Genomic DNA, 13,494 nt, shown 5'->3' on the forward strand with positions numbered 1-13,494 from the left:
GAGTATCACTGCGGACCGGGTCCGGGTCGGCGCCCCAGAAGGCTCCGTTCCAGATCTTCAACATCGAGAGCAAGGTGAATAGGCTAATCAGCACTGCGAAAGCCGCCGCGATGTAGGCCTCACTTTCCAGCGCGGCCAAGATCAGAGACATCTTGGCGATGAAGCCAGAGAAGGGTGGGACCCCGACCAGCGACAGGGCCGCAATCAAGAACACCAGACCCAGAACGGGTTCACGCCGGGCATAACCGCCAAGCTGGGAAAGCTTTCCGGTCCCGGCGTGGTGCTCCACGGCGCCACAGGCCAAAAAGAGTGCGGCTTTGACGATGATGTGATGGACCATATAGAAGATCCCGGCGGTCAGACCCAGAGGACCAAAGAACGCCAAGGGAAGCAGAATGTAGCCAACCTGGCTGGTCATGTGAAAGCTCAGAATCGAGCGCATGCCGTTCTCCCCGAGAGCGCCGAATACCCCCACAGTCATAGTGGCAAGCAAGACGATCAACCAGAGCCACTGCAGAGATGCGTCTCCGTTGTAGACCACGGAGTAGATACGGAAGATGCCGTAGACGCCAATCTTGGTCAGCAAACCAGATAACAACGCGCTGACTGCGACAGAGGCGAAGGGATAGGAACGAGGCAACCACGTGTGCACCGGCACCAGCGCGGCTTTGGCACCTAGGGCGAGCAATACGATTCCCATGGCCAGAGCCGTTGCCGTGGATTCCTGCGCGGCCCCTGCCAATTCTCCTAGGTTGACCGTTCCTGCGGTTCCGTAAACCAGCCCCACACCAGCTAAGAGCATCGCGGACACCAGCAGGTTCACTGCGAAGTAGATGCGCCCAGCATTCATCTGGGTGGCCCGTCCACTACGACTGAGCAGCACATAAGAGGGGATGAGCGCTACCTCGATCATCACAAAGAGGTTGAACAGATCCCCGGTTAAGAACGCACCGTAGACGCCACCAGAGAGGATCAGCACCAGCGGGTGGAAGTAGGGATCTTCATCGTCACCTGTAGTCATGGCAAAGAATGAGCACACCAGCACCATCAAAGCGGCCACGGCCACCATGAGGCCGGCAAAGGTATCCATCACGAAGGGGATCGAGACCCCACCTGGCCACCCTGAAACCTGTTCAGCGATCACGCTGCCATCTCGAGTGAGCGCAAATGAGTAGAGAGCACCGATGAAGATCGTGAGGTGCACTGCGGTTGCTGCGATGCGCTGGGCTAGCTTGCTCCTTCGTAATATAAGGGAGGCAGCCGCGGCGAGGATCGGAAGCCATAAAGCCGCAGGCAATAGCATTGAGATGGCTGCTTCTAGGTTCGGAGACATAGTCATCTGTAATGCCCCCCGCCCAGGTGCCCGGTGTGTGACTCCCCGATGGTGCCGCTGTCGAGAGGATCGATGTCTGCGTTCATGGTGGGGTCATTCTGTTCCGGGGTCGGAGATATATATCTTGCGGCGTCGTCCTGATGAGGATGATCCGAGGGTGTCCCGTCGTCTTCTGCTCCGTGTCCGGCCATGACGAGCATGTAGACAGTCAGCGCGAAGGTGATCACAATTGCGGTCAGGGCGAATGCCTGGACCAGCGGGTCGGAGATGACGCTGGGGTCGGTGTCTTGCCCCACATAGCCTGGCTCTCGTTGGTGCATTCCTCCTGCGGCGAGGAGGATCACGTTGACCCCGTGGCCAATCATTACGAAGCCAAACGCCACGCGGACCAGGCCTCGCTGAAGTACTAAGTACACCCCTGCTGTGACGAGCACGGTGACGAGTATCGCTGCGCTCATCGGCTTACACCTTCCCTTCGCGTTGCCCGATGTTCTTTGTCCGTCGCTGAGCTCACATGGTGTTCTTCCAACGGGGGTACCGCACCTCGGGTGAGGCGATCGAGCGCGGCTGCGACCAGTCCAAGTACGGCAAAGAAGACTCCCAGATCAAAGATCAGTGAGGTCGTCAGTGATTGGGTGAACCCGCCAACTTCCACCGCACCTTGTATTGGGCGCAGGAAGGATCCCTCGATCAATCCGACGAGTCCGCCCACAACTGCCACGATGAGCCCGGAGCTCAACAAAATAGCCGGCCTGATAGGTGGAGGATCGGCAGCGTGTCGGGGCAGTCGAGCCATCACCAGTGCCAGGCTGGCCACTAGAGCTGCGACGAAGCCTCCTCCTGGTTCATAGTGTCCCCGCCAGAGCAACCAGATCGAGACCAACCCGATGAGCGGCACCAAGATTCTGGTGGCTGTAGTCAATACGGTGCGATCCCCGGGAAGATCCATACTGGCGGTCCGTTCATTGGCTGGGGATTCGCCGCGCAACAAGGCCAGGAGCCCCACGGCGGCCACCGCGAGGACTGTGATTTCACCGAAGGTATCCAGGCCACGGAAGTCAACAAGGATGGTGTTGACCAGGTTGGTGCCGCCGGCGAGCTCCTCGGCCTCGGCTACGAAGAACTCAGCCGCAGCAGAGGGTTCGCGTCGGCCGGTCAGCAGCCAGGTGCCGGCCCCCGCGGTCACCCCGAGGACGGAGGCTGCCAGGAGACCTCCCCAGCGACGAAGCCCTGGTGCAGGGGTGAACAGGACGGGCAGGCGCCGCAACACCAGCACCGCTACCGCCACGGTGAGGATCTCGACCAATAACTGGGTCATGGCCAGGTCCACTCCTCCGAGCAGCATGAACCAGCCAGCCATGAGGAACCCGATCACTCCCAGCATCGCGACGGCGCCAAGCCTCGATCGAGTCCAACACAGACCCAGAGCAGCGAGAGCGGTGAGCGCGACTACCACCCAGTCTTCAGGCCGGGAGGTCGCAGCTGGAGGGGCGCCCTGGATGTCCCCAGCGAAGAGCACCCCCACGGCGAGAAGCACCAAGGACCCCAGTGGCCATAACAGATGGTTCGCGAGCACCCCAGTGCGTGCCGGGCGACTGACCAGCTCGCTGAACCGCAAGATCCCGGTGTAGCAGGCATCGTATGCAGCCACGCCGCTTATGGGCAGGTAGAGCCTCTGCAAAACAGTGTCTACAGGATCTTTGAAGGCATAGAGCGTCAGGCCCAGGCAGACTGTTGCGACCGACATCCACAGGGCGGGAGATGCGAAGCTATCTGGCCAGAGACTCAACCCTGCCGAGGCGTTGGCATCGAGGACCGTGGCCTGGGCAGAACGGTCGAAGAGGGGGTTGAGATAGACCACGAAGATCCCCAGGACTAGTCCACCCAACGCCGGCACCGCTGCCGGGGCGAGGAAGGCCCACCGAGGTTCGTAAAGATTTTTTTGAACGGTGACCCCGCCGAAAGCCCCTGACCAAATGCGAAAACCGTAGGCGAAGGTCACCGCCGCTGAGGTCACAGCGGTTAAACCAGCCACCCATCCCCACACTCCGGGAAGCTCCAAGAAGGCGTAGTAAGCCTCTTCCTTAGACACAAACCCGAGGAACGGTGGCAGGCCCGCCATCGAGAGCGCTGCCAATCCAGTCAACGTGGCAGTCACGGGCATCACGCGATAGAGACCAGAGAGTTCCCTGATATCGCGACTTCCTGCTTCTTTGTCGATGACCCCGACCAGCATAAATAAGGTCGCCTTAAATAAGGCGTGAGAGAAAGTATGTAGACCTGCGACGGCCAACGCCGCCGGTGTGCCAACTCCGATGAGAGCGACAATCCACCCGAGCTGACTCACTGTCGAATAGGCCAGCAACGCTTTGAGGTCGTGCTGTTTCAAAGCGAAGACAGCACCAAAGACTGTGGTGACCAATCCGATCAACACCAGAGTCACCGTCCACCACATAAAATCAGTGAACGGCTGCGAGAACCGCATCAACACATAGATCCCCGCCTTCACCAGTGTGGCTGCGTGGAGGTAGGCGCTGACCGGGGTCAACGCGACCATCGCGTCAGGGAGCCAGAAGTGGAAGGGAAACTGCGCTGACTTGGTGACAGCGGCGAAGATGATCAAGCCCCCTATCCAGGGGGCTGCTGCTGATGCTGAAACCTCCTCGGATCGAGCCAGGATCTGTGTGAGATCTGTGGTGCCGGTGACAGACCACAGCAGCACCACCGCTGCAAGTAGACCCAGTCCGCCACTGGCGGTGATGACGAATGCTCGCGTTGCTGGGCGTGCCTCGTGGAGCCCTTGTGCGCCGATAAGAAAGAACGAGCACAGCGTTGTGATCTCGAAGAAAACGAACAGCAGCACAATATCTGCCGAGAGAACCATGCCCAGCATTGCAGTGGCGAACATCGCCAACAGCATGTACAAGCGCCCGTGGTCGTACTCATCGCTGAGGTAGTGAGTGCAGTACACCATGATCAAGGCCCCGACACCGAGCACGAGTATTGTAAAAATGAGGCTCAGCCCGTCGAGGTGCAACCTCAGTGCTATGTCGAAAGTGGGGATCCAGGTCCACTCGCCGGTGACTACATCTCCATTAAAAACCTGGTGCGCGTCGCGGAGGATGAAACCCAGCGAGGCTAGAAAGAGCAGAGCCATGGGGTAACCGGCATTGCGGCCCATGCGGGCGGCTAATGGTCTTGCTAAAGCTACGGCTACGAGCATCACCAATAGCGACGTCATCAGCGTCATCAGCACGTCCTTCCGATTAAGGGGTGTCGTCCTGGTGGCACTTATATCGCTGAGTCACGGGGTGCGTACTCTTCGACCTTCTGCGCACCAAAATCTCCGGGTTTTACATCTTATCGTTTGACGATGTCAATATCTTCCGACTACCAAGTGTTTCTTCTGCAAGAACACCTAGCGGGACTCATCGACCAGGACACACTTGCCCGAGTTCAGTCACCCCCCTCGAATACTCACACCTACACGACGCCTTCTCCGCGTGGTGAGCACACTTGCCTTCCAATTTGGTCCGTTCGCCAACGACGCCTTAGGAGTGCTGAAAGCTCGCTGGGGCTACTGTCCTCACTGCCGTGAGCTCCTCCACCGCGCCCTCGTGCATCACGTCTAGGTTCACTGCCCCATCCAGACGAGAGCGGGGCCCCAGTTCCATGGGATTGGGGCCCCGCTCTCTCTTCGACAGAGCCTCGTAAAGCAGCAGCTCGATCCGCGGAATCAGTGCTGAGGGGCCTCTTCGACGCTCGCGGGAGAGCTCGGCGTTGGAGTCGACTCGGTCTCGCCGTTCCCGACGGCCTCTTCGTAGATCTGCTCAGACTCCCACTGCTGGCCCGTGGCGGATTCAGCGAACTCCGGGGTCTCGAACACCTGGTCGGCGATCGGGTCGTGGTAGGCCACGTCCTCATCCCAGCCGATGGTGCCCGTCTCCGGGTTGACCACGGTGGAGTGGGCCGGCACGTCCTGGATCGCGAAGACCATGTCATCAGCGGAGAACTCCTCGGGGGCGTCCGCCTGCTTCGATGTGGGCTTCTCCAGTCCGGAGAGCGTCGCCGAGGTGCTGCCGAGGAAGCCCTTCAGGGCGGCGCGCTGGCCGGTGACCATGGAGCGGAGGTTCCGGTGGACCTCCCGGGTCGAGTCTCCCTCGACGCCGTGACGCGCTGTGTCGACCAGCGCTGTCTTGCTCGCCGTGGGGCGGATCCGCACATAGCGCGGCATGGTCTGCGTCTCGTAGGTGAACATGCGGATCTGCGCGATCACGGCGAGCACCATCACGATGGACAGCGGAGCCGCCGCGGCGATGGAGGTCACCTGCAGCACGCGCAGCGCCGCATCGGCGGCTTCGCCTCCGGCTGCCAGCAGCACGATCGCGGTGATCGCGATGAAGATGGTCCAGAACACTCGGGTGAGCTTCGGGGTGTCGGTGCGCCCGCCGTAGGAGAGCACGTCGGTGACCAGTGATCCGGAGTCTCCCGAGGTGATGAAGAAGATCGCGATCACCAGGATTGCCACCACGGCGGTGATCGAGGCCAGCGGGAGCTGCTCGAGCAGGGTGAAGGTGGCGCCGACGGTGTCGACGTTGCCGTCCTGGACCATCACGCCCTCGGTCATCTGGTAGTAGATGCCGGAGGAGCCGAAGATCGTGAACCACAGGATGCTGACCAGCGTCGGAGCCAGCAGCACGCCCAGGACGAACTGGCGAATGGTGCGCCCGCGGGAGATCCGCGCGATGAACATGCCCACGAACGGAGCCCAGCTCATCCACCAGCCCCAGTAATAGATGGTCCAGTCTCCGGACCAGCCGGCATCCTCGCCGCCCACGTAGTTGGCGCTGGTCTCGAACATCAGCTGCGGGAAGGCCATCAGGTACTCGCCGAGGTTCCCCACAAAGGCCTGCACGAGGAACAGCGTGGGACCTGCAACGAGCACGAACAGTGCCAGGATCGCGGCCATGACCATGTTGAAGTTCGAGAGCCACTTCAGGCCCTTGTTCACACCGGAGACCACCGAGAAGGTGGCGATCGCCATGATGACCACGATGATCACGGTCAGCAGGACGGTGTTGGCAGGATCCTCGATCCAGCCCATGAAGCCCAGACCGGCCGCGATCTGCTGCGTGCCGATGCCCAGGGAGGTCACTATGCCGAAGACCGTGCCCACGATGGCGACCACGTCGATCACGTGCCCAACCCAGGATTCGATCAGCTTGCGACCGAAGATCGGCTCGAGCAGCCAGCGGACCGAGAGCGGACGTCCGCGGCGGAAGGTCATGTAGGCCAGGCCCAGCCCGACCACCACGTAGATGGCCCAGGCGTGCAGGCCCCAGTGGAAGATCGACTGGCCCATGGCGGTGCCCATGGCCGCCGAATCCCCAGCGGTCACGACCTCGCCAGCGGCGTCGGTGCCGACGGCGCCGGTGACGTCCGGGGGAGCGATGAAGTGCCACAGCGGCTCGGCCACGCCCCAGAAGACGAGTCCGATGCCCATGCCGGCGGCGAAGAGCATGGTGAACCAGGAGCCCAGGGAGAACTCAGGCTTCTCGTCGTCGCGGCCCAGCCGGATGTTGCCCACCTTGGACAGGCCGGCCCAGAGGGCGAAGACCACGAACCCGGTGGCGATCAGGACGTACCACCAGCCGATCGTGTCCACGATGGTGGCGTTGAGCGTCTCAAAGGCATCGGCTCCGTTGGCTGAGCCCCAGATGGTGGCAAAGATCAGGCCGATGACGATGATGAGCACCGCCGGGATGAATACGGGCTTGTTCAGGCCGCGCCAGGCATCAGCTGGCGACCAGTCCCGTAGTCGAGCTTCGGGTTGCGAAGCCATTAAGTCCTCCTCAGTCAGATGAAAGTGTTCTCCGATCATGGTTCGGCGAACTCTCCAATTTCACAGCTTTTCTACTTTACGCCGAGACGTTCACGACTCGATCTCACAGATGATGCTTCAGGAAGGTGATCGGACGGCAGTGAATGGAGAGAACCACATCGTCCGCGGTGAGAGCGCACGTGGGGATAGTCGCCCTGACGTGGGTGAATACCATTTTTGTCTCTCGGATACTGCCAGGGAAAGGATCGGAAGCCCAGAGGCCTCCGGTCTTTCGCAGTACTGAGAGCCGCTCGCAATCGGGGTCTTCACGTACTACACAATCTGTGTACACACAGTCCTGGACTCCATTTGGCCCAATCAAGCTAGTCTAGAAAAAGTCGTCCGGAGTCGAGACGCGAATTTTATGAGGCTTCACCGCACACGGCAGGAAGTCTTTCTCGTTATCTTAACGACCAATTCGGCGTTGGCCCTGACCGCTGTAGTCAAAACATGCCGGTCTTTCGCGCAGTTTGTGGTCGCCGGTACGGGTCCCTCGTAGTCTATCGAACACGGCATCGGGGAAGTCGGGTCTCATAGCCTCGACGCGGCGTCGGTCAGGGTTCGACTAGAGGACTAATTCAGGGCCCCGACCGGCCTGAAGGCGCTTGACTGAGACCACACCCCTCCAGAGTGAGAATCACGCACCGTCCCCATGTACTCAAAGATGTCGGATCGAGCGGTACAGGTAGTTATAAATACCGCTATACCGGGGAGTGCGGGACACGCGGTGGTGACCCTTCTTGGGGCCGTGGACCAGTCGACGGCAGGAGATCCGCCGAGCCCCGTGAAACGGACTCATGCCCCCCAAGCAGACCTCAAGTGGCCTCGCGCCGTATCGAGCGCTGCTCGAGTGAGTGGAGAAAGCGCTCTCCGGCACCGTCCAAGTGCTTCTTCAGAATCTCTCTCCATTGACCTGAACCCGCCTCGAGGTAGCGACAGAGCAGTAAGTGCTCTTCAGCAGAGGCAACGAGCCCCTCTGCCGGAAGCGGGTTAATTTCGAACAGCGCCCTCAGAGTGGGCTCCACTGTGCCCCAGATGGTCTGTAGCCGCTTCCCTCCGCCCACTTCGCAGAAGTGCCGGTGGAACTCCATATCTAGCGTCGCGAAGCGCTCCTGGTCGCCCTCCTGAGCCGCAACGAGTAACTCCCGCGCCAGAGAGGTCAATCGTCCCCAATCGACCCCCGCGGATTGAGCGGCTTCAATGCCCATGCTTTCGACCATGAACCGGATGGAGTAGACCTCTTCGATATCGGCCCTGGTCAGCGCGGAGACGCGATAGCCCTGGCTCGCTGAGTAGACCATCCCGTCGCGTTCAAGCTCGCGCAGAGCTTCTCTGACCGGCCCTCGGCTGACACCGTAGGTCTCTGCCACACGGACTTCTTTCAGGTGGGCATCCGGTTCGAGTTCTCCACTCAAGATTCCGCGGCGCAAATGATGCGCAAGCTGGGAGCCAAGCAGGGGAGTTCCAACCAAAACCATGTCCCTCATTATGTCGTACGTGCCATATCCAGCTCTTCGGGTGGAGCCGAGCATCCCACCTGGAGTGACTTGACGCACCTGATGTGAGGTGATTCACTCAACCGTGGAATGTAAACGGTTTACATTTTGAGTCCTTGTTTGTTCTACCGACGAAGTTGAGTGAGAACCACGATGCTTGAATCACTGGCCAGGACAAGAGTGCATAGGCGCACTCTGCTGGCTGCCATGGGGTTGTCCGGTGTGGCGGCGTCTCTGGCCGGGTGCGCCCCAGAAGGTCGCAGCGATGCCGAGTTCACCATTACTGCCGGCCATGGCGCCACGGTGGATCACTTCCACCACACCTCGTACCTGTATTTCCGAGACCTCATCCAAGAAGGCTCCAACGGACGCATTTCGGTCAAGGTCCATCCCAATGGTGTCTTCGGCGGCGACCGTGAGGTCATCGAGCACGTCCAGCTGAACAACTTGCAGGTCGGCCTACCCTCGGCAGCTCCGCTGGCTGCGTTCATCCCACAGATGAACCTGTGGGAGATCCCGTTCCTGTTCAACTCTGCTGAGCACGCCTACGCCACCGTCGATAGCGCCTTCGGCCAGTCCATCCTGGACCGGGCTGATCAGTTCGGGATGGTGGGCCTGGCGTATTGGGACAACGGGTTCCGAAACCTCACCACACGCAGTACTCGAGTAGAGGGTCCCGCTGATGTGGAGAATCTCTCCATTCGAACCTTGGAGAACACCGCGCACATCCGCGCTTGGCAGGCTGTTGGGGCTAATCCGACTCCCATGGCGTTTGGCGAAGTGTATGTCGGTCTCCAGCAGGGCACTATCCAGGCCCAGGAGAATCCGCTGCCGCTGATCGAGTCTCAGCGGTTCTACGAAGTCCAGCAATACGTCGTGCTCACTCGACACTTGTATAACCCAAGCCCATTTCTGATGAACCGGGACTTCTACTCCGGCCTTCCCAGCAGCCTGCAAGATCTTGTGTCCCAAGCTGCTCTTGATACCCGCGATTACTGTCGGGATCTCGGAGAGCAGGCAGACCAGAGCGCACTGGAGACCATTCAGGATGCTGGAGTCGAAGTCGTAGAACTCGAACAGAGCCAACGCGAGGCATTTGCTCCGCAGATGCAACGGGCTGCTGAAGGCTACATCGAGGCATTGGTCGGTCAGAGCATGGTCGAACAGCTCTACAGCGCCGTCGAGGAGGCTGCATGAACACCGTCGAGACTGCGTCCAGCGTCCCGGACGCTACGGTGCCGACACAGCGGCAGCGATATGCCCCCGAGGAGGTGCTGACAGCATGCGCCCTGATCATCATGGTCATCACCCTTTTCGCGCAGGTTATCGCCCGGTACTTCTTCAGTGCATCCTTCACCTGGAGCGAGGAGCTCTCCCGGTACCTCTTTGTGTGGCTGGTTTTCGTGGGGCTCGGATCGGTCACTCTGCGTGGAGAACACGTGATCGTCGACGCTGCGATCAGTCGCTTCTCCCCACGAGTCCGCCGTGGTCTATCCCAGATGACATATGGGGTTCTGTTGCTCACCAACATCCTCATTGGCCTCGCCGCAGCATTCATGGTCTACACCTTGTTCGACCTCGGTCAAAGCTCACCGGCCATGGGAATCCCGATGTGGATCATCTACCTGTCTCTGCCGGCAGGGATGACCGTGGCCAGCCTCCGATTGATCCAAATCAGCGTCAAACTCTGGCGCACCCCGTATGAGGCGAAGACTGAAGAAGGTGGCCAGTAATGGATGTCCTCACCCTGTGTCTGGTTCTTCTCGGCGCGATCGCTATCGGGCTGCCGATTGCCTATGCGCTGCTGCTCTCGTCCATCGTGTTTATCTTCGCCTTCGATCATGGTCTCTCCATGGGTCTGCTGGCCCATACCTTGACCACAGCCAACGACTCCTTCCCGATCTTGGCGGTGCCTTTCTTCATCCTCGCTGGTCTGATCATGGGTCGAGGAGGGATCTCGCAGCGACTCTTCGCTGTTGCCACTGCGTGGGTTGGACATATCAAGGGAGGAATTGGTGTTGCGGCTGTCCTCACGGCTATGTTCTTCTCCGCGATCTCTGGCTCTGGACCAGCAACCGTGGCCGCCGTGGGAGGGATCATGATCCCTGAGATGGTCAAATACGGGTACAGCAAGACATTCGCCGCTGCTCTTATCGCCGCCGCCGGCACCATGGGTGTCGTCCTTCCACCATCGATTCCACTGGTCATCTTTGGCGTCATCACTGGCACCAGCATCGGCGACCTCTTCCTCGCCGCCATCATCCCGGGACTCATCATGGGAGCTCTCCTGATCATCTGGGTCGTGACGCATGCCCGCCGACACGGCATCGAGGGAACCCCGAAGCACTCCCTACGGGAACGATTTGGTTCGCTGAACCAGGCCAAAGGCGCCCTTGCGCTCCCGGTGATCATCCTTGGCGGGATCTACGGTGGGATCTTCACTCCCACCGAGGCGGCCGTGGTCGCCGTGGTCTTCGGGACCGCACTCTCGACTCTGCTCTACCGCGAGCTCACCCTCCGGACCTTGTTCCACACCATCGTCAACGCCGCCACCACCTCAAGCGCCCTGATGGTGATCGTCGCCAGTGCCGCTGTGTTTGCGCTCCTGCTGACAATCGCTGACGCCCCGACCTACGCCATTGACGCGCTGACCTCAGTCTCGACCAACCCGGTGATCATCATGCTCATCATCACGCTCTTCATGCTGCTCTTGGGCGCGTTCATGGAAACCATCGCCGCGGTCACCATCACAGCGCCCATCTTGGTGCCCGTGATGGCTGAGATCGGCATGGACCCCATCCAGATCGGGGTAGTGCTGATCATGTTGCTCGCCCTGGGCTTCATCTCCCCACCACTGGGGGCGAACCTGTTCGTCGCCGCGAAGACCGCGGGCACCACCAGTGAGAAGACCTTCGTCGCGGTACTGCCTGGCTTCGCACTCTTGACCGGCGCGTGCCTGCTGGTCGCTTTCATCCCGGCATTGACGATGACCTTCATCAGCTAACACCCCTCGAACTTGCCTTCGACACTTGAACCCGATCGAAAGAAGACCCTTCATGACTGCTCCCACCACCGCACATGCCACCGCCTCATTTGGCATGTGGATGATGCTGCCCAGCCCAGAACTCGCCGCAGCCGCCTCGGCCGAAGGCTATGACTACGTAGCCCTGGATCGACAGCACGGCTACATCGCCCAGCACGACGTCCCGGTCTTAGCACGCGCCATCCGCAGCGCCGGTGACGCCCAGGTCACCGTGCGGTGCACCAAAGTGGACTTCGCCGAACTCGGCGCCCTAGCCGACGCAGGAGTCGACACCGTCATCGTGCCTCTCATCTCCTCGGCCGCCGACGCGGCAGAGTGCGTGCGCGCTCTGAACTACCCACCAGTGGGGGAACGCTCCTGGGGACCCACCGCCGACCTGGTGACCGGCTCCCCGGACCCCACCGACAGCACCAGACGGCCACAACTGTTGGTCATGATCGAGAACAAAGCCGGCCTCGATGCTCTGGAGGAGATCTGCACCGTCCCCGGAATCGACGGCATCTACATCGGTCCCTCAGATTTGGCGTTCGCCCTGGGACACACCCCGGGGGTCCCCCACGTCGAGATCGAGACCACCATCGAGGACATCCGCACCCGTGTCGAACACCACGGGCTGGTTGCAGCAATCCACTGCGGCTCCGGCGCAGAAGCCCAGACACGGGCGGCGCAAGGTTTCACGGTCGTGACCTCAGCTATCGACGTGCTGGCTGCCCGTGGAGCCTTCGCACACGAGCTGACCACCGCACGCCACTGAACCCCACTGCACGAGAGAAAGAGCCCCATGCGCGTCGTCGTTACCGATCACGAATTCCCCCACCTCACAGCCGAACAAGAAGCCACCACAGCACGCGGGGCTGGGTTCAGCGTCCACAACACGCGCGATGAGGACGAGGTCGTAAGCATCACCGAAGGTGCGGACGTCGTGCTGCTCGCGTTTGCCCCGATCACCGAGCGTGTGCTGCGCGGACTGGCGAAGAACGCGACCGTGATCCGCTACGGCGTCGGGTACGACACCATCGACGTCGAGGCAGCCACCCGCCACGGGGTTCGGGTCTGCAACATCCCCGACTACGGCTCCGACACGGTCGCCGACCACACGGTCATGCTCGCCCTCACGGTGTTGCGCCGGACTCTCGAGTATGACCAGACGCTGCGCGGCCCCAGCAACGGGTGGATCTCCGCCCGCGAGATTGGAGAGATCCCTGCGCTGAGTGACGTGACGTTCGGTCTGATCGGCACCGGCACGATCGGGCGGCTGGTGGCTTCCAGGATGTCCAGCTTCGGCGCCAAGCTCATCGCCTATGACCCCTACGCCGATGCTCACACGCTGGAGCAGCATGGAATCGAACAAGTCGGCTTCGATCACCTCCTGGAAGAAGCGAATATTCTCTCGCTGCATGCTCCGCTGACTCCGGAGACGCACCACATCCTCGATGAAACAGCGCTGCGGCGCACTAACCCTGGGACCATTGTGATCAACACCGCCCGCGGTCCACTGCTGGACACCCTCGCGGCCGCCGCATTGACCGAGTCCGGCCACCTAGGAGGGCTCGGACTCGATGTCTTCGAAGAAGAGCCCCTAGCCGCCAACCATCCGGTCCGGCAGGCTCCGCGAACGGTGTTGACCCCACACGCCGCGTTCTATTCCGCCCAGTCTCTGCGTAATATGCAGGACTACGCTGCCGCAGAGATCAATCGGGCACTCTCAGGACAGCCACTCCGGTGTCAGGTCAACCGTTGA

General features: G+C 60.9%; 10 protein-coding genes. 5 read left to right on the forward strand and 5 right to left on the reverse strand.

Annotated features, from left to right (window positions below; translation table 11 throughout):
• The 5 genes from HNR11_RS13310 to HNR11_RS13330 form a co-directional block, all read right to left on the reverse strand.
• On the reverse strand, positions 1-1,144 hold a 1,144-nt coding region (locus HNR11_RS13310), incomplete at its 3' end, for a proton-conducting transporter transmembrane domain-containing protein (RefSeq protein ID WP_179443030.1).
• Positions 1,145-1,335: 191 nt separating this feature from the next.
• The gene (locus HNR11_RS13315; protein ID WP_179443031.1) at positions 1,336-1,791 is read right to left on the reverse strand and encodes a sodium:proton antiporter; all 456 of its coding nucleotides are present in this window, start codon (positions 1,789-1,791) and stop codon (positions 1,336-1,338) included.
• Positions 1,788-4,583 carry a hydrogen gas-evolving membrane-bound hydrogenase subunit E gene (mbhE, locus tag HNR11_RS13320; RefSeq protein ID WP_179443032.1) on the reverse strand — a complete coding sequence of 932 codons (2,796 nt, stop codon included), beginning with the start codon at positions 4,581-4,583 and terminating at the stop codon, positions 1,788-1,790. The genes HNR11_RS13315 and mbhE overlap by 4 nt, the downstream gene beginning before the upstream one ends.
• A 486-nt stretch (positions 4,584-5,069) precedes the next feature.
• On the reverse strand, positions 5,070-7,175 hold the full coding sequence (locus tag HNR11_RS13325; RefSeq protein ID WP_179443033.1) for a BCCT family transporter: 2,106 nt from the start codon (positions 7,173-7,175) through the stop codon (positions 5,070-5,072).
• Between the two features lie 854 nt (positions 7,176-8,029).
• Positions 8,030-8,692 carry a GntR family transcriptional regulator gene (locus HNR11_RS13330; protein WP_179443034.1) on the reverse strand — a complete coding sequence of 221 codons (663 nt, stop codon included), beginning with the start codon at positions 8,690-8,692 and terminating at the stop codon, positions 8,030-8,032.
• 171 nt (positions 8,693-8,863) lie between these two features.
• On the opposite strand from HNR11_RS13330, the gene HNR11_RS13335 reads away from it, so the two are divergent.
• From HNR11_RS13335 to HNR11_RS13355, 5 genes are read left to right on the forward strand one after another with little or no spacing between them, the layout of a single operon-like run.
• The gene (locus HNR11_RS13335) at positions 8,864-9,907 is read left to right on the forward strand and encodes a TRAP transporter substrate-binding protein (RefSeq protein ID WP_179443035.1); all 1,044 of its coding nucleotides are present in this window, start codon (positions 8,864-8,866) and stop codon (positions 9,905-9,907) included.
• A complete protein-coding gene (locus HNR11_RS13340; protein WP_179443036.1) occupies positions 9,904-10,443 on the forward strand; it encodes a TRAP transporter small permease in 540 nt (179 codons plus the stop codon). The genes HNR11_RS13335 and HNR11_RS13340 overlap by 4 nt, the downstream gene beginning before the upstream one ends.
• A complete protein-coding gene (locus tag HNR11_RS13345; protein ID WP_179443037.1) occupies positions 10,443-11,714 on the forward strand; it encodes a TRAP transporter large permease in 1,272 nt (423 codons plus the stop codon). The genes HNR11_RS13340 and HNR11_RS13345 overlap by 1 nt, the downstream gene beginning before the upstream one ends.
• A gap of 52 nt (positions 11,715-11,766) precedes the next feature.
• Complete coding sequence (locus tag HNR11_RS13350; protein WP_179443038.1) at positions 11,767-12,507, forward strand: HpcH/HpaI aldolase family protein; 741 nt, start codon at positions 11,767-11,769, stop codon at positions 12,505-12,507.
• A gap of 27 nt (positions 12,508-12,534) precedes the next feature.
• Positions 12,535-13,494, forward strand: coding sequence for a C-terminal binding protein (locus HNR11_RS13355; protein WP_179443039.1), 960 nt, complete (start codon positions 12,535-12,537; stop codon positions 13,492-13,494).

Origin of the sequence: Nesterenkonia sandarakina (assembly GCF_013410215.1) — a bacterium.
Taxonomy (GTDB): Bacteria; Actinomycetota; Actinomycetes; order Actinomycetales; family Micrococcaceae; genus Nesterenkonia; species Nesterenkonia sandarakina.